Genomic DNA, 16,753 nt, shown 5'->3' with positions numbered 1-16,753 from the left:
CCCTGAACGGGCGAGCGGGCCGCGCAGGGGGATCCCCCCGTCGGCGACTCCGCTCACCCTGGGTGTCCCGCGTCGGATGACGACATCGGACACCGGCCGATGGCGGTCGGCCAACGGGGTCGTTCGTGAGGGGGAGCGGCTCAGAGTTCGGCCTGCATCTCCCGCATCCTGCGGATCTCGGCACTCTGGGTGACCGAGACGTCGTTGGCCAGCTCCTCGATCCGCACGTGTGAGCCGGAGGTCAGGACCTGCTCGGACATCGTGATGGCGCCCTGGTGGTGCGCGGTCATGAGCTGGAGGAAGAGCAGGTCGAAGTCCTTGCCCGAGGCGGCCTTGAGCGCCTCCATCTGCTCCGGCGTGGCCATGCCGGGCATGTCGCCGTGCCCGGCATGGTGTTCGGGAACCCGCTGCCCCTGCTGCTGGAGCCAGGTGGTCATGAACTGGATCTCCGGCCCCTGCGCGTCCTTGATCCGGGAGGCCAGGCCCTTCAGCTTGGTGTGCTCGGACCGGGTCGGGGCCAGGGCGGACATGTCGAGGGCCTGACGGTGGTGAACGATCATGTCCTGGACGTACTTCACGTCGGCCGCGTTGGCGGTGGGCAGGGGCACGAGCGTGGCGGCCTCGCTCGGGTCGACGGTCCTGGCGACCTCACCCGGCCTGCCCGGGGCGATCACCGGCGCCGAGGCCTGGGCCTGGGCCTGGGGGGCCGCGGACGGCTCCGGCTCCGAGGTGCACGCGCTGAGAGACAGTGCGGTGATCACGGCGATGAGCGCGACGCGCACCCGGCCTCCTTGGTGAATGTCCATTGACGTCCTTCCACGGCCGGAAAGCCGGGGATCTCAGCTTCCGGCCCGCCGGTCGGATCTGTCGGTCCGCAGGCCGGGAACGCCCGAAGCCCGCACGTGAACACGGCACACCCTGTCCCGTCTGGAACGCCATGTCCAACGTGGCTGCCGCGGAACACCCCAACCCTAACGGGTCGGGCCGATATGACGAGAGGGGGCCCGCACCGAAGATGCGGGGTATTTCGGGCTGTATGTCCAATGCCGCAAGACCGTAACCCCTCCCGGGGCGGTCCGTAAAGGCCGCATATCGAAAACAGTTGCTGACACTGTGACGGCTTGCCTGACCGACCGTGCAGGATGAACGATTTAGGCACTTATGCACGCTTTATCAGTGCATGTAGCTAGGAGGTTCACGAGTGTCCACCCCCTCTGGGAAGGGTCTGACCGGCCGTTTCCTGTTCGTGGCCGGAGTCGCCGTCGCCACGGTGCTGGCCGCGGTTCCCGCGCAGGCCGCCGACATCCCGGCACCCGGCGAGATCGCCAAGAGCGCGAACATCGAGCACGTCACCAATGTGCCCAAGCCCGCCAACCTGACGGACATCAACACCGACATGGCGTTCCAGGGCGACTACGCCTTCGTCGGTAACTACACCGGCTTCTCGATCTACGACATCAAGAAGCCGAACGAGACCTCGCTGGTCAGCTCGGTGGTCTGCCCCGGCGGCCAGATGGACCTGGCCATCGAGGGCGACCTGCTCTTCGCCGCGGTCGACTCCTCGCGCAACAACGACTCCTGCAGCAGCGTCGGCCAGAGCGCCTCGATCAAGGACTCGTGGGAGGGCGTCCGGATCTTCGACGTCAGCGACAAGAAGAACCCCAAGTACGTCAAGGCGGTCGAGACCAACTGTGGCTCGCACACCCTGACTCTCGTCCCCGGCAAGGGCAGGGACAAGAAGAACGTCTACGTCTACGTCTCCTCCTACAGCCCGAGCGCGTCGTTCCCGGACTGCCAGCCGCCGCACGACAAGATCTCGATCATCAAGGTGCCGGTGAAGAACCCGACGGCCGCCGAGGTCGTCGCCACGCCGGTTCTGTTCCCGGACGGTGGTAACCCCGGCGAGAGCCTGCCGTACCCCTACCGCACCTCGGCGACGAGCGGCTGCCACGACATCACCGCCTACCCGGAGAAGGACATCGCGGCCGGCGCCTGCATGGGCGAGGGCATCCTGATGGACATCTCCAACCCGGTCGACCCGAAGGTCACCGCCACGGTCCGGGACGACGAGAACTTCGCGTTCTGGCACTCGGCGACCTTCAACAACGAGGGCACCAAGGTCGTCTTCACCGACGAGCTCGGCGGCGGCAGCGCGGCCACCTGCAACGAGGCGATCGGCCCGAACCGCGGCGCCAACGCCTACTACGACATCGACGGCGGCCAGTTCGCCTTCAAGGGTTACTTCAAGATTCCCCGCCACCAGGACGACACCGAGAACTGTGTCGCGCACAACGGCTCGCTGATCCCGGTCAAGGGCAAGGACATCATGGTCCAGGCCTGGTACCAGGGCGGCATCTCGGTCGTGGACTTCACCGACTCGGCCAACGCCAAGGAGATCGCCTTCTTCGAGCGCGGCCCCGACAGCGCCCACAGGCTCAGCGGTGGCTTCTGGTCCGCCTACTACTACAACGGCCACATCTACGGCAGCGACTTCAACCTTGGTCTTGACGTTCTGAAGATCAATGACAAGCTCACGGACAAGGCCGCCAAGGTCAAGTTCAAGGACCTGAACCCGCAGACCCAGGGTTCCTACCAGCCCGACAACAAGGGTCACTGACCTCTGACGTGATGGCCACCGAGCACCCGACGGGCGCCCGGTGGCCATCACCGGTGACGGGGTGGAGCGCCGGGGCGAATCGAGAAAAGGAGGTAGAGCGTAAACTTTTTCAAGGCCTCAGTAAAGACGTTGAATCATATTTTATTGTGACAAAGTCATGGCTTGTTGACCCGGGTGTCAGTGCGGACAATTTGCTAATTTATGCATGCCTTATGTCCGTTCCAAGGAGGCACCCGAGTGTTCGCTCCACGAAGGACCGTCAGGGCATTGGTCGTGGCGGCGACGGCCGTCGCGATGCTGATGACCACGGTCTCCGCACAGGCCGCCGACATTCCCCCGCCCGGTGAGGTCGTCACCAGTCCCAACGTGACGCACGTGGCCACCCTGCCCAAGCTTCCCGGCCTTGAGACCACCGTCAACAGCGACATCGCCTTCCAGGGCGACTACGCCTACGTCGGCAACTACGGCGGTTTCTCGATCTACGACATCAGGAACCCGAAGCGGGCCAAGCTGGTCAGCGGCGTGCTGTGCCCCGGTTCCCAAATGGACGTCTCCGTCTACGGCGACCTGTTGTTCGGCGCGGTCGACAACTCCCGCAGCGACGACTCCTGTAACAGCGTCGGTCAGGGCGCCGACATCAAGGAGTCGTGGGAAGGCGTCCGGATCTTCGACATCAGCGACAAGAAGAACCCCAAGTACATCAAGGCGGTGGAAACCGCCTGTGGTTCGCACACCCTGACGCTGGTTCCCGGCAAGGGCAGGGACAAGAAGAACGTCTACCTGTACGTCTCCTCCTACGCCCCGAGCGACTCGTTCCCCGACTGCCTGCCGCCGCACGACAAGATCTCGATCATCAAGGTGCCGCTGCGCAAGCCGACCGACGCGGCCGTGGTCAGCACGCCGGTCGTCTTCCCCGACGGCGGCAACGAGACGCAGCCCGGCCTGCTGCGCCCGACCAGTGGCTGCCACGACATCACCGTCTACGCGGAGAAGGACATCGCGGCCGGAGCCTGTATGGGGGACGGCGTCCTGTTCGACATCTCCGACCGGGAGAACCCGGTGGTCACCGCGCGGACCACCGACCCGAACTTCGCGTTCTGGCACTCGGCGACGTTCAACAACAGGGGCACCAAGGTCATCTTCACCGACGAGCTCGGCGGCGGTGGCGCGGCCACCTGCAACGAGGCGATCGGCCCGAACCGCGGCGCCGACGCCATCTACGACATCGTCCGCGGCAAGCTGGTCTTCAAGAGCTACTTCAAGATCGGCCGCTACCAGGCCGACACCGAGAACTGTGTCGCGCACAACGGCTCGCTGATCCCGGTCAAGGGCAAGGACATCCTGGTCCAGGCCTGGTACCAGGGCGGCGTCTCCTTCGTGGACTTCACCGACTCGGCCCGCCCGCAGGAGTTCGGCTTCTTCGAGCGGGGCCCCGAGCCGAACGGCGGGGGCGGCGGCATCTGGTCGGCGTACTACTACAACGGCTATGTCTACGCCAGCGACTTCTACCGGGGCCTGGAGGTCATCAAGATCGACGACCGCCGTACCGACCCGGCCAGGAACGTGCGCCTGGACCTGCTGAACGTGCAGACCCAGGCCTCCTACCGGGGCGGTCACTGAGTGCCCTGAGGTGAGAACGGTGCCGGGCCCGCAGGTCCGGTGAGAGGAGGGATGGCGGGTCTCCCGCCATCCCTCCTCGCCTGCCGGGCACCCGTGGCGCCGCGTTCTCGCGATTCGCCCGCGGTCGGCTCGTTGGGGCAGGCGCGGCGAAGGCGATGTCTCGCCGCCCGTACGGCGTGCCTGTCCGGGGAGGTCAGGCCGGAGGGACGAAACCGCCCGGCGTGGGGCCGGGTACCTGCTCGACGGGCCGGGCCGCGGGTGGCGGGGACGCCGGATACGGCGGCCCGGCCGGGGGAGGGAGCGGGATCCGCGGCTGTGACGGCCGGTAGGCGGGCCGGCCGTAGGGATCGGGGGCGACCCCGGGAGGGGCGTACGGCCGGTCTCCGCTTCCGGGAGGCGCATAAGGCTGGGGCGACGGTGCGGTCAGGTAGGGCTGGGGCGAGGCGTGGCCGGGCCACTGCTGGGCGGGCCGGTGCGTGCCGGTCTGCTGCGCCAGGCGCGCCTGCTCGCGGCGCCGGCGTTCGGCCAGGACGGCGGTCAGGTAGGCGAACGGCGGCACGCCGGGCGGGGCCGGCGGGGACACGAAGGCCGACATCTCGGTGGCGATGCGCACCCCCATCCCGTGCTGCACGGCGGGGGCCAGATCGTGCCAGCGCATGAGGTACTGCCTCGCGGTGGCCGCGACCTGCTCGGGCAGCCGCGACAGCTCCAGCGTCGCCGCCCAGGAGGCGAGCTGCGGCGGCATGTCCAGCGGAGGCCCGTACTGCCGCGGAGCGCGCTCGGAGATCACGATGGTGCCGGAGAAGATGTCGCCGAGCCGCTTGCCCTTCTCCGAGATCAGCGAGCTGATCAGCGCGGGGGCGCCGCTGAGCATCCAGAACTCCAGGACCCCGGCCAGCCCGCGGAACAGGGCCTGCCGGAACCGCTCGGGACCGCCGTCGTCGCTGACGACCCGGAGTCCGAGGGCGAGCTTGCCCAGGCTGCGCCCGCGGGTGAGCGTCTCGAACACCACCGGGTATCCCACGATCACGAGCACGGTGAGCACGAGGTAGACCATCGTCGTCAGAGCCGGGTCGCTCAGCAGGCCCAGGCTGCCGACCAGCAGGGAGATCCCCAGCAGCATCAGGACCTGGACCGTCATGTCGATCAGCAGCGCCGCGGCCCTGCTCGGGAGCTGGGCGACACGGACCTCGACGACCACGGCCTCGCCGGTTACGACATCGGACACAATCAGCACCCTACCCGTGACTGGATAGGCTGCCCGCGTGGACATCGACGCCTTCGTCACCGCGCACCGGCCCGCCTGGGACCGCCTTGAGGATCTGGTCCGGCGGCGTGGCTCGCTGGACGGCGCGGAGGTCGACGAGCTCGTCGACCTCTACCAGCGGGTGGCCACGCACCTGTCCCTGGTCCGCTCGGCCTCGGCGGACCCGATCCTGGTGGGCCGCCTGTCGGCGCTCGTCGCCCGGGCCCGCTCGGCGGTGACCGGGGCGCACACCCCGGCCTGGCGGGAGTTCATCCGCTTCTTCGCCGTCTCCTTCCCGGTGGTCGCCTACCGGGCCCGCTGGTGGTGGATGGCCACCACCGCCGCGTTCCTGCTGGTCTCCACGGTCGTCGCCGTCTGGGTGGCGAAAAACCCCGGCGTCCAGGCGGCGATCGCCACCCCGGAACAGATCACCCAGCTCGTCGAGCACGACTTCGCCGACTACTACTCGGAGAACCCGGCGACCTCCTTCGCCGGCCAGGTCTGGGTGAACAACGCCTGGGTCTCGATGCAGGTCATCATCATGTCCATCCTGCTCGGCCTGCCGATCCCGTACGTGCTGTGGGAGAACGCGGTCAACGTGGCCGTCTCCGCGGGATTGATGGCCTCGCGCGGCAAGCTCGACATCTTCTTCGGCCTGATCACCCCGCACGGCCTGCTGGAGCTGACCGCGGTGTTCCTCGCCGCCGCCGTCGGCATGCGCCTCGGCTGGACGGTCGTGGACCCCGGTCCGCGCAGGCGCGTCGAGGCCCTGGCCGAGCAGGGCAGGGCCGTGATGAGCGTGGCACTCGGCCTGGTCGTGGTGCTGCTGATCTCCGGGCTGATCGAGGGGCTGGTCACCCCCTCGGGGCTGCCCACCTGGGCGCGGATCGGCATCGGGGTGGTCGCGGAGGCGGCCTTCCTGGCCTACGTGATCTTCTTTGGCCGCCGGGCCGTGGCCGCCGGCGAGACCGGCGACGTGGAGCGCGCCCCCGACCTCGCCCCGAGCGCCGGCTGAGCGCCCCACCGGACGTTCCGGGCCTGCCCGGCCTCGCCGGGCCGGTGACGTGACGGTCCCCGGGCCGACGCGCCTGGCCGGAGGCCGTCAGATCCCCCGGACATCGTCGGCGGCCCGGACACGCCGGTCAGGGCGTCCGGGCGACCATCAGAGCCGCCCGGACGCCTTCAGCGCCAGGTAGGCGTCGGCCAGGGCGGGGGCGAGCTGCTCGGGGGCGGCGTCCACCACCTCCACGCCCTGGCGGCGCAGCAGGGCGGTGATCCGCCGCCGCCCCGCGCTCAGGTGCTCGGCCGCCGCCGCGCCGTAGACCAGCTCGGAGGTGCCGCGCCCGGCGGCCATCTCGGCCACCTGCGGGTCGGAGACGGCGGCCAGGAGCACCAGATGCCGGGCGGAGAGCTGGGGGAGCACCGGCAGCAGGCCCTCCTCCAGCGCCGCCGGGTTGAGGTCGGTCAGCACGACGACCAGGCAGCGCCGCCTGGCTCGTGACATGACCGCCGCGACCATCCCGGCCGAGTCGGCCTCGACCAGCTCGGCCTCGATCGGAGCCATGGTGTTGACCAGCGAGGACAGCAGCTCCGTACGGCCGGTGCCGGACACCCAGGCGCGCACCGCGCGGTCGTGGGCCAGGAAGTCGACCCGGTCGCCCGCGCGGGAGGCCAGCGCGGCCAGGAGCAGTGCCGCGTCCATCGACCAGTCGAGGCGGGGCCAGCCGGGCACCACCCGCGACCTGCCCTGCTGGCCGCTCCTCGGTACCTCGCCGGCCAGCGGGATCGGGGCGGTGCCCACCCGCCCGGCCGAGGTACGGCCGGTGTCGAGCACGATCAGCACCCGCCGGTCGCGCTCCGGCCGCCAGGTGCGGACCACGACGTCGTTGCGGCGCGCGGTGGCCCGCCAGTCGATCGAGCGGACGTCGTCGCCGACCACGTACTCCCGCAGCGAGTCGAACTCGGTGCCCTGCCCCCTGACCATCGACGGATGCTGGCCCTCCAGCTCCCTGAGCCTGGACAGTTTGGCGGGCAGGTGCTTACGGCTGAGGAAGGGTGGTAGCACCCGGACCGACCAGGGCACCCGGTGCGAGCCCTGGCGGCCCGCGATGCCCAGCGGCCCCAGCGCCCGCACCGTCACCGTGACCGCCTCGCGGTCACCCCTGCGGGTGGGGGTGAGCGTCGTGACCAGCCGGCGGCGCTCGCCGGCCGGCACGTCCAGCGGCAGGTGCCGGGGGGTGGCCCCGGCGGACGGGGGCCAGGCGTCCCTGAGCACGCCGCGCACCCTGCGGGGACCGGGGTTCTCCACGATCAGCTCGACCGTGACCGACTCGCCGAGCCGTACCAGCCGCTCGCCCGAGCGGGTGAAGCGCAGCGGGCGCACGCTTCCGGCCAGCAGCAGGTCGATCACGACCAGCACCGCGATCAGCAGTGCCACCCCGGCCACGGCAGGCCCCCCACGGGGGGCGAACAGCACGACCAGGGTGCCCAGCAGGGCCAGCAGCGCGGCCCGTCCTGTCAGCGCCATGGGTCAGCGGGGTACGGGGACGGAGGCGAGGACGGCGTCGATGAGGCCGTCGGCGGTCGCGCCCTCCAGTTCGGCCTCGGGGCGTAGCTGGATCCGGTGCCGCAGCGCGGGCCTGGCCAGTGCCTTGACGTCGTCGGGCGTCACGTAGGCGCGGCCCGACAGCCATGCCCAGGCCCGTGCCCCGGCCAGCAGCGCGGTCGCGCCACGTGGCGAGACGCCGAGCTGGAGCGAGGGCGACTGGCGGGTGGCCCTGGCGATGTCCACGATGTAGCCGAGCACCTCGGGGCCCACGTACACCTGGCTGACCGCCGCGCGTCCCGCGGCGAGGTCGGCGACGGTGGCCACGGTCTTGATGTGCGACAGGTCGCGCGGGTCGAAGCCGAGCGCGTGCCGCTCCAGCACCGCGATCTCCTGGTCGCGGGGCGGCAGCGGGACGGTCAGCTTGAGCAGGAACCGGTCGAGCTGCGCCTCGGGCAGCTGGTAGGTGCCCTCGTACTCGATGGGGTTCTGGGTGGCGGCCACGATGAACGGGTCCGGTAGCCCGCGCGCCGTACCCTCCACGCTGATCTGGCGCTCCTCCATCGCCTCCAGCAGCGCGGCCTGCGTCTTCGGAGGGGTTCTGTTGATCTCGTCGGCGAGCAGCAGGTTGGTGAAGACCGGACCCTCGCGGAACTCGAACTCCGAGGTCTTCGCGTCGTAGATCAGCGAACCGGTGATGTCGCCCGGCATGAGGTCGGGGGTGAACTGCACGCGCTTGAAATCGAGCGAGAGCGCCGCCGCCAGGGTACGCACCAGCAGGGTCTTGGCGACGCCCGGCACGCCTTCGAGCAGTACGTGGCCCCGGCAGAGCAGCGCGATCACCAGCCCGGTGACCACGGCGTCCTGGCCGACGACCGCCTTGGCGACCTCGGCGCGCAGGGCTCCCAGCGCCTCCCTGGCGCCGTCCGCGCTCTGCGCGGCGGGTGCGCCGGGCGCGGTCCTGACGACGGAGGTCGCCTCGGCGAGATCGCCGTTCCCCGGTGGTGTGGTCACGACTTTCCGACCTGCCTTTCCACGATGTCCATGTATTCGGCCAGGGCTACCAGCCCCGCCTCGTCGAGTGGCGGAGGTCCGTACAGGGCGGCGCCCACATGTGGCGCCGGCTGGCCGGTCCGCTCGGCGATCGCGTTCACCAGCGCGTCGGCTCCCGCCCTTGAGGGCAGCCCGAGACGGGGGGTCACCCGGTCGATGAAGCCGGCGCGCAGGGCCGCGGCGGCCCGATCGCGGGCACGCCTCGCACGATAGAGCCTGGCACGTCCCTCGACGGTCTCGGCCGCCCTGACGACGACGGGCAGCCGCTCGGCCACCACGGGACCGATCCTGCGGCCCCGCCAGAGCGCCAGCAGCAGCACCGCGACGAGCACCTGCACCACGGCCCACCTGACCCCTTCGGGGATCAGGTCGTAGAAACCCGCCTGGCCCCCCGCCGGCGGGGCGGTCTCGGGGGCCGTCAGCCAGATCAGGGTGGGCCGGCCGCCGGCGAGGTTCATCGCCAGCGCGGCGTTGCCGTCCTCGGCGAGCCGCAGGTTGGTCATGAACTGCCCGTCGCCCGTGACGGTGACCTTCCGGTCCCCGGTGGGGTGGAAGACCAGGGTGGGCCGCCCGTCGGCGGGGTAGCAGCCGGTCGCCCCGGCGGGCAGGGTGAACGCCGTGCCGCCGAGGTAGGCGCTGCCCGCCCTCGTCGCGGCCGGCAGCGCGCACCGGGGCTCGCGGGAGCGCGCCCGTACCTCCCGCACCGGGTTCACCCCCGGCGCGAGCCGCTCCAGATGTGACCGTACGCCCACCAGCAGCAGGTCCGACGGTGTCGCGGCGAGCCGATCCGCCTCCGCCTCGTCGAGCGGGGAGATGTCGCTCACCAGCAGGGTGCTACCCGTGGAACCGGCCTGCCTGGCCTGGGCCTCGGCCTCGGCGACCGAGGTGACCCGCGCGACCCGCACCCCCCGTGCCTGTAGCAGCCGGGCCAGGCCCTTGCCGCCGGACAGTGAGGTGTCGGCGGGGTCGAGAGGTCTTCCCGCCTGGCCGGAGCCGCCGAGCAGCACGCCGGCGACGGCGACGGCGACCACGAGGATCGCCACCAGGAGGGCGCCCCTGCCGCCGCGCCAGAGGCCGCGGGCGGTCGGTGAGGTGGAGGTCGACCCGGCTCGCTCGGGCGCGGCCAGGCTCATGGCGTCTCCATCCGTACGGGCGGCGCCGGGCGGGCGGCGCGCAGGTGCTCGTCGAGAGCGCACATGACCCGGTAGGCCTCGGGCGTGCCGGGCACCTCGCCGTAGGTCACGTCGTCGAACACCCGGGCCGCCGCGGCCAGTTCGGCGGCGAGCGCGGGTAGCGCGCGCCCGGCCTCGGCCGCCAGCTCCCCGGCGGTGCGGCCGGGCGTGGAGTCGACGATCACGCGGTCCTCCAGGTCGCGGGCGACGGCCCGGAGCCGCTCGCGGACCGCCTCGGCCCACCGCGCCTCCGCGGCCAGCCGCTCGGCGGCCTCGCGGTGTTCGGCGGCGGTGAGGCGGCGGTCGCCGAAGAGCCCCCCCGCGCGCGCGAAGGTGCCTCTGGTGGTCCTGCGGGCGACCAGGAACACCGCGACGATGATCCCGATCACGATCACGATGAGGACGGCCCGCGCCGCCAGGCTGCCGACGACGCCCGCGGACTCCTGGTCGAGCAGGTCGCCGAGGAACTGGTTCACCCCTCGCCAGAGGCGGTCGACCAGGGACTCCTTGGCGTACTCGGCTCCGAGCAGCTCCTGGATCGCCCGGCGTCGAGCCTCCTCGCGCTCGATGTCGATCGGGGACGTCGGGAACGGGAACGTCAGGAGTGGGACCACGGAGCTCCCTGATCGGGGAACCCATGCCGCGCGGGGCGGGTGGGCGTGACGGAGGGGTCCCACAGGTCGTCGGCCGAGGCGTGCACCCAGCCCTGCCGTCGCTGCTCGATCGCCGCGGTCTGGAGCACCAGGTCGAACGCCTCGGTGCGCATCCGCCGGTCGGCGTAGAGCAGGCCGTTGACCGCGGCCTGGAAGGGATAGGTGATCATCGCGCCGACGGTCGCGCCCACGGCGATGAGGACCGCCGTGGCGATCTGCGCCCCGAGGGAACCTCCGCCCAGCAGGCCCAGGAGGCTCCCGCCCAGGGTGAACGGGAAGGAGAGCAACGTGCCGACCAGACCGGCGAGGATCTGGGTGAGCAGCAGGATGCCGAGTGTCCGCCAGAAGCCGCCGGAGACCAGGTTCCAGGACCTGCGCAGGGAGTCGACGACGCCGAGCCGCTCCAGCACCGCGGCCGCGGGGGCGAGCGCCAGCCGGGTGGTGATGAACATGGCATATGCCACGAAGGCCAGCAGTGCCAGCAGGCCCGCGATGACCACCGCGGAGAGTCCGGCACCGGCCGCGTCAAGCGCGGCGAACAGTCCGACGATCAGGAGCAGCGGGGCGAGTATGGCCACCGTGCTGACGATCACCAGCCCGAACAGCGTGGGCACCCGGCTCCGGGCCAGCGTCCAGGCCTCGCCCGCCGTCATCCTGCCGCCGAAGACGGCGCGGCCCAGGATGCGCGTCAGCACGCCGGTCAGCAGTGTCACCGCCACGAGCTGTACCGCGTAGGAGAGCAGGGTGCCGCCGTACTGGGCGAGGAAGCTCGCCTCCGGAAGGTTCGCCGGCGCGCTCGGGTCCGTCAGGTTCTCCAGGGTCGCCGCGGTGGAGCCCAGCAGGAGCGCCTCCCCGATCGCCAAGGGGATCGCGCTCAGCGCCGCGGCGATCGCGGACAGGCCCAGGACGCTCTTGGGGTTGGAGCGGATCAGCTTGATCGCGCCGTCCAGGATGTCGCCCAGGCCGAGCGGGCGCAGCGGGATGATCCCGGGGCGCATCGCGGGGGGCTCCTGGCGCACGCCGTAGGGCGGCGGGCCGTAGGGCGGCGAGCCATGGGGCGGCGGGCCGTAGGGGCCCTGCTGGTACGGTGCCTGGCCGTGGGGCGGCCCGGAAAGCGGCGGGCCCGTGGGGGAGCCGGGGGCCGAGCCGGGTGCGGTCCACGGCGATCCCGGGGCATCGCCGTACGGCGGAGGTTGGTTGGACGCCCAGCCCGGGGGCGTACCGGGAGCGGAGCCGTGACCGTCTGACATATCCCAATCCTGGCATGTGGTCACACCGTTCGTGGTGATCGGGCGATCACGCGGACGTTTCATCTCCCCGGAGAGCGGCGGAGATGCCAGAGGGATGGCCGAGACGCCGTCGTTTACCGCAGACTGGGAGCGTGGTCATCGCCGCCCGGCGTTCGCAGTCGCCGGGACCGGTGGTGACCGTGCGGGGGCACCATTGCGCGCTTCACGTTGTGTGCGCCTAAAGTTCGTCATTTGGAAGGCTGGTCGTCGGCCGGTGTCATCTACTTGACGGGCAAGGGTAATCTTCGACGACCGAGCGGTTTATCCCAATAACTCCCGAACTGCGTAAACCGAATGAGGGGCCATGAAAGGACGCGTGCTGGTCGTCGACGACGACGCCGCTCTCGCCGAGATGCTCGGTATCGTGCTGCGCGGGGAGGGTTTCGAACCTTCCTTCGTCTCCGATGGTGACAAGGCGCTTGACGCGTTCCGCGACACTCGGCCGGATCTTGTACTGCTCGACCTGATGCTGCCCGGCGCCGACGGGATCGACGTCTGCCGCCGGATCCGGGCCGAGTCCGGGGTGCCGATCGTCATGCTGACGGCCAAGAGCGACACCATCGACGTGGTGCTCGGCCTGGAGTCCGGGGCCGACGACTACATCGTCAAGCCCTTCAAGCCCAAGGAGCTCGTCGCCAGGGTGCGAGCCAGGCTGCGCCGCACCGACGAGCCGACGCCGGAGATCCTGCAGATCGGCGACATCACCATCGACGTCGCCGGGCACTCGGTCAAGCGGGAGGAGGAGACCATAAACCTCACCCCGCTGGAGTTCGACCTGCTGGTCGCCCTCGCCCGCAAGCCGCGCCAGGTCTTCACCCGCGAGGTCCTGCTCGAACAGGTCTGGGGCTACCGTCACGCGGCCGACACCCGCCTGGTCAACGTGCACGTCCAGCGACTGCGAGCGAAGATCGAGAAGGACCCGGAGCATCCCGAGATCGTCGTGACGGTCCGGGGGGTCGGTTACAAGGCCGGCCCGGCCTAGCCGAGACTCCCCCCGGAGCCCGAGATGCCTCCCGCACCGAAGAAACGCCGCCGCACCCCGCGCCAGCTGCTGCGGGGTGTCCGGCGTCGCACCCGGCGGGCGGCCGGGAGGGTGCGCCGTGTCTTCTGGCGCTCGCTCCAGCTGCGCGTGGTCACCAGCACGATGGTCATCTCCATCGTGGTCGTCGCCGTGCTCGGCGTCTTCCTCATGCAGCAGATCGTCAGGACCACCCTGGAGACCAGGGAGAGCGCGGCGAAGAGCGAGGCCCAGGCCGACAGGAACGCGGTGCTCGGCTATCTCAACCAGCCGGCCGAGGCCGCCAAGCAGCCCGTCGAGTCGGGCCAGGCGCTCCAGCCGGGGGGAAGCAGCCCGCTCAGCCAGGCCACCGAGGCGCTCGCGCGGCGGGCCGGGTCCGCCAGCCGTTACTCGGTGATCATCCGTAACGAGGGACTGCCGGGGGAGTTCTACGGCACCACGAACATCGATCCCGTCAGCATCCCGGCCAGGCAGCGCGACGAGCTGTTCAAGAGGGAGGCGGGCGAGGACAGCACCTGGTACACCCCGCTGTACTACAAGGGGCAACCGGACCAGCCGGTGCCCGGGATGATCATCGGCACCCGCCTCGACACCTGGGGGACCAGGCTCGACTCGTCGTACGAGATCTACCACCTCGTCCCGCTGGACAAGGAGGAGAAGACGCTCGCCTCCGTCCAGCAGATGATCATCCTTGTCGGCGCCGGCCTCGTGCTGCTGCTGGCCGCGATCTCCTCCCTGGTCACCCGCCAGGTCGTCACGCCGGTGCGGCTGGCCAGGCAGGCCGCCGAGCGGCTGGCCGCGGGGCGGCTGGACGAGCGTCTGAAGGTCCGCGGCGAGGACGACCTGGCCCGCCTGGCCACCTCCTTCAACGAGATGGCCGCCAACCTGGCACTGAAGATCCACCAGCTGGAGGAGCTCTCCCAGGTCCAGCGGCAGTTCGTCTCGGACGTCTCGCACGAGCTGCGCACCCCGCTGACCACCGTGCGGATGGCCGCGGACCTGCTCTACGACGCCCGCGAGGACTTCGACCCGATGGCGGCCAGGTCGGCCGAGCTGATGCAGAACCAGCTCAACCGGTTCGAGGCGATGCTCGCCGACCTCCTGGAGATCAGCCGCTACGACGCGGGCGCGGCCGACCTCGACGTCGACTCGGTGGACGTCAGGGACGTGGTGCTGCGCGCCGTCGCCGACTCCGAGGCGCTGGCCGAGCGCCACTCCACCCGCTTCGACCTGCGCCTGCCCGGCGAGCCCTGCATGGCGGAGATGGACAGCCGCAGGGTCGAGCGCATCCTGCGCAACCTGCTGTTCAACGCGATAGAGCACGGCGAGGGCCGGGACATCGTCGTCTCGGTCGCCGCCGACAGGGACGCGGTGGCGGTGGCGGTACGCGACCACGGGGTGGGGTTGAAACCCGGCGAGGAGAACCTGGTCTTCGACCGGTTCTGGCGGGCCGACCCGTCCAGGGCGCGCACGATCGGCGGTACGGGGCTGGGCCTGGCGATCTCCAGGGAGGACGCCATCCTGCACGGCGGCTGGCTGCAGGCCTGGGGCTCGCACGGGGAGGGGTCGCAGTTCCGGCTCTCGCTGCCCAGGGTGGCGGGGGCGGTCCTTCGGGGCTCGCCGCTGCCGCTGGTACCGCCGGAGGTGGAGATGCGCCGCACGTGGCGGGGGCACATGACGCCGGTGCTGTCACCGGCGGCGGCCGACGGGGGACGCGATGCGGACTGAGAACGCGCGGAAGGCGGGGACGGCGATCCTGGCCGTCACCCTGGTCTGCGGGGCGTCGGCCTGCTCGGTCATCCCCACCGGCGGCAAGTCCGTCGTGACCGTCGACAACGAGCGCAAGGGCAACCCGCTGGACAACCCGTACGCGCGGGTCGTCGCCATGCCGCCGAAGGCCGCGTGGTCGCCGGAGGAGGTCGTCACCGGCTTCCGCGCCGCGATGGCGAGCCCCGACGACCCCGACTTCCAGGTCGCCCGCCAGTACCTCACCGGTGACTTCGCGGACAAGTGGAACCCGCACGGCGGCGTCACGGTCTACCGGCAGGGCGACTACGAGAAGTTCGCGCCGCTCCGGGAGGAGGACAAGCATGCCCAGGTCACGCTCAAGGGCACTAAAACCGCCTTCATCGATCAGGATGGCCGTTACCGTCCGAGCGGCGGCCCGCTGAACCAGCCCTTCACGCTCGCCAAGGAAGCGGGCGGGGAGTGGCGCATCAGCGCGGCCCCCGACGGGCTCCTGCTCTCCGAGGCCGACGTCGCCCGCGGCTACCTCCCCGTGGATCTCTATTTCCTCGACTCCCACTGGAAGGGGTTGGTGGTCGATCAGGTGCGGGTACCGATCGACCCGGCCGCCAACTTCGCCAAGACGACCGTGGAGCGGCTGCTTCGGGGACCGAGCAGCTCCCTCAAGGGCTCGGTGCGCTCCGCCCTCGCCGACACCGAGCTCATCGACGTCACCACCGAGAACAACCGGGTCGTCGTCGACCTCACCAGGCGGGTGGACCCCGACCTGATCGACCCGATGTCGGCCCAGCTCGCCGCGACGCTCACCGCGCTCACCAAGGGCGGCTGGGGGTTCGAGGTCAAGGTCAAGGGCGAGTCGTACTACGCCGACACGCCGCTGCAGATCGACGCCCAGGAGCAGTCGAACTTCGACCCGTGGACGACCCCCGACACCGTCACCTCGTTCTATCTCGCCGACGGCGCCCTGTGGCTGCTGGACAAGGAGAACGTCGGGCGGCCGGTGCCGGGCAGGGCCGGCCAGAAGAAGAGCGGGCTCACCCGCCCGGCGATCAGCGGCCAGCCGGTGCAGCAGGTGGCGGCGCTCGCCCAGGACGGCAAGAGCGTCTCCGTCGCGCCGCTCGCCGCGGGCGGCGAGTGGCGGGTGTGGGCCAGCGGCGAATCCCTCATCCAGCCGTCGTGGGACCGCTACAACACGCTCTGGACCGTCGACCGGCCCAACGACCACACCTCGATCGTGACCAGGCACGACGGTGACAACAAGCACCGCTACCGGGTGTCGGCCCCCGACCTGGAGACGGTCTACGTCAAGTCGCTGAAGGTCGCGCGGGACGGCGTGCACGTCGCGGTGGTGGTCAAGGACGGGCTGGGCGAGCAGGTCCACGTCGGCACCGTCATCGGTGAGCGGGAGAACACGCGCATCGCCAACCTTCAGATCGTGGTGGACAGTGAGGGCAAGCGGACGATCGAGGACATAGCCTGGAAGGACGGCAAGACCCTCTACGCGCTCACCGGCAAGTCGGAACTGCTGGAGGCGTCGGTCACCGCCGAGCCGAAGCCCCTGGCCTTCGACTCGAGGATAGGGATAGAGAGCATCACCGCGCTGGACAGCATCCTGCTGGCCGGGGCCAAGGACGACCAGGGCCACCGGCAGGTCCTCTACTGGACCTCCACCAAGTGGGAGCCGCTGGTCAAGAACGAGACCGGTTCGACGGACTTCACCGAGAACGGCCCGTCCTCGCCGGCCTTCCCCCTGGGCTGAGCCGTCTTGACCACGGGTCGCCCCAGGCCTCCCGC

13 protein-coding genes are annotated in these 16,753 nt (G+C 70.7%); 6 read left to right on the top strand and 7 right to left on the bottom strand.

The window, feature by feature from the left end; genetic code table 11:
• Positions 1 to 140 precede the first annotated feature (140 nt).
• Positions 141 to 782, bottom strand: a complete 642-nt coding sequence (locus ABT130_RS00285; protein WP_350951601.1) for a DUF305 domain-containing protein — start codon at positions 780 to 782, stop codon at positions 141 to 143.
• Between the two features lie 419 nt (positions 783 to 1,201).
• Between ABT130_RS00285 and ABT130_RS00280 the strand changes: the two genes are divergently transcribed.
• Both ABT130_RS00280 and ABT130_RS00275 read left to right on the top strand, forming a co-directional pair.
• Entirely contained in the window at positions 1,202 to 2,617 is a 1,416-nt protein-coding gene (locus ABT130_RS00280; RefSeq protein ID WP_350951599.1) for an LVIVD repeat-containing protein, read from the top strand.
• A gap of 237 nt (positions 2,618 to 2,854) precedes the next feature.
• Positions 2,855 to 4,237, top strand: coding sequence for an LVIVD repeat-containing protein (locus tag ABT130_RS00275; protein WP_451935203.1), 1,383 nt, complete (start codon positions 2,855 to 2,857; stop codon positions 4,235 to 4,237).
• 193 nt (positions 4,238 to 4,430) lie between these two features.
• Here ABT130_RS00275 and ABT130_RS00270 read toward each other — a convergent pair whose 3' ends face one another.
• Complete coding sequence (locus ABT130_RS00270) at positions 4,431 to 5,465, bottom strand: RDD family protein (protein WP_350951597.1); 1,035 nt, start codon at positions 5,463 to 5,465, stop codon at positions 4,431 to 4,433.
• A 37-nt stretch (positions 5,466 to 5,502) separates the two neighbouring features.
• Here ABT130_RS00270 and ABT130_RS00265 point away from each other — a divergent pair, with 37 nt between their 5' ends.
• On the top strand, positions 5,503 to 6,498 hold the full coding sequence (locus ABT130_RS00265) for a stage II sporulation protein M (protein WP_350920822.1): 996 nt from the start codon (positions 5,503 to 5,505) through the stop codon (positions 6,496 to 6,498).
• 147 nt (positions 6,499 to 6,645) lie between these two features.
• On the opposite strand, the gene ABT130_RS00260 is transcribed toward ABT130_RS00265, so the two are convergent.
• The 5 genes from ABT130_RS00260 to ABT130_RS00240 form a co-directional block, all read right to left on the bottom strand.
• Positions 6,646 to 8,010 carry a DUF58 domain-containing protein gene (locus ABT130_RS00260; RefSeq protein WP_350951595.1) on the bottom strand — a complete coding sequence of 455 codons (1,365 nt, stop codon included), beginning with the start codon at positions 8,008 to 8,010 and terminating at the stop codon, positions 6,646 to 6,648.
• Between the two features lie 3 nt (positions 8,011 to 8,013).
• The gene (locus tag ABT130_RS00255; RefSeq protein ID WP_350921120.1) at positions 8,014 to 8,937 is read right to left on the bottom strand and encodes an AAA family ATPase; all 924 of its coding nucleotides are present in this window, start codon (positions 8,935 to 8,937) and stop codon (positions 8,014 to 8,016) included.
• A 101-nt stretch (positions 8,938 to 9,038) separates the two neighbouring features.
• Positions 9,039 to 10,214: a DUF4350 domain-containing protein gene (locus tag ABT130_RS00250; RefSeq protein WP_350951593.1), complete on the bottom strand. Its 1,176-nt coding sequence runs from the start codon at positions 10,212 to 10,214 to the stop codon at positions 9,039 to 9,041.
• Positions 10,211 to 10,867, bottom strand: coding sequence for a DUF4129 domain-containing protein (locus ABT130_RS00245; RefSeq protein ID WP_350920831.1), 657 nt, complete (start codon positions 10,865 to 10,867; stop codon positions 10,211 to 10,213). The genes ABT130_RS00250 and ABT130_RS00245 overlap by 4 nt, the downstream gene beginning before the upstream one ends.
• Positions 10,852 to 12,156, bottom strand: coding sequence for a DUF7847 domain-containing protein (locus ABT130_RS00240; protein WP_350951591.1), 1,305 nt, complete (start codon positions 12,154 to 12,156; stop codon positions 10,852 to 10,854). The genes ABT130_RS00245 and ABT130_RS00240 overlap by 16 nt, the downstream gene beginning before the upstream one ends.
• A 343-nt stretch (positions 12,157 to 12,499) precedes the next feature.
• On the opposite strand from ABT130_RS00240, the gene mtrA reads away from it, so the two are divergent.
• The 3 genes from mtrA to ABT130_RS00225 are packed head-to-tail and all read left to right on the top strand — an operon-like array spanning position 12,500 to position 16,718.
• Positions 12,500 to 13,177 (top strand): MtrAB system response regulator MtrA, encoded by a 678-nt coding sequence (gene mtrA / locus ABT130_RS00235; protein ID WP_030907316.1) that lies wholly within the window; start codon positions 12,500 to 12,502, stop codon positions 13,175 to 13,177.
• Positions 13,178 to 13,201: 24 nt separating this feature from the next.
• Positions 13,202 to 14,941: an MtrAB system histidine kinase MtrB gene (gene mtrB, locus ABT130_RS00230; RefSeq protein ID WP_350951589.1), complete on the top strand. Its 1,740-nt coding sequence runs from the start codon at positions 13,202 to 13,204 to the stop codon at positions 14,939 to 14,941.
• Positions 14,931 to 16,718 carry an LpqB family beta-propeller domain-containing protein gene (locus ABT130_RS00225; protein WP_350951587.1) on the top strand — a complete coding sequence of 596 codons (1,788 nt, stop codon included), beginning with the start codon at positions 14,931 to 14,933 and terminating at the stop codon, positions 16,716 to 16,718. Before mtrB ends, ABT130_RS00225 begins: the two co-directional genes overlap by 11 nt.
• Positions 16,719 to 16,753 lie beyond the last annotated feature (35 nt).

It is taken from the genome of Streptosporangium sp. NPDC001681 (assembly GCF_040298085.1).
Taxonomy (GTDB): Bacteria; Actinomycetota; Actinomycetes; order Streptosporangiales; family Streptosporangiaceae; genus Streptosporangium.
Note: the sequence above shows the minus strand (reverse complement) of the source record. Positions and strands in the feature narration are given on the sequence as shown.

What these genes read in the sequence shown, in the direction of transcription:
- mtrA (WP_030907316.1), top strand. Translation starts at nt 12,500, where the DNA reads ATGAAAGGACGCGTGCTGGTCGTCGACGACGACGCCGCTCTCGCCGAG.
- ABT130_RS00225 (WP_350951587.1), top strand. Translation starts at nt 14,931, where the DNA reads ATGCGGACTGAGAACGCGCGGAAGGCGGGGACGGCGATCCTGGCCGTC.
- mtrB (WP_350951589.1), top strand. Translation starts at nt 13,202, where the DNA reads ATGCCTCCCGCACCGAAGAAACGCCGCCGCACCCCGCGCCAGCTGCTG.
- ABT130_RS00240 (WP_350951591.1), bottom strand. Translation starts at nt 12,156, where the DNA reads ATGTCAGACGGTCACGGCTCCGCTCCCGGTACGCCCCCGGGCTGGGCG.
- ABT130_RS00260 (WP_350951595.1), bottom strand. Translation starts at nt 8,010, where the DNA reads ATGGCGCTGACAGGACGGGCCGCGCTGCTGGCCCTGCTGGGCACCCTG.
- ABT130_RS00250 (WP_350951593.1), bottom strand. Translation starts at nt 10,214, where the DNA reads ATGAGCCTGGCCGCGCCCGAGCGAGCCGGGTCGACCTCCACCTCACCG.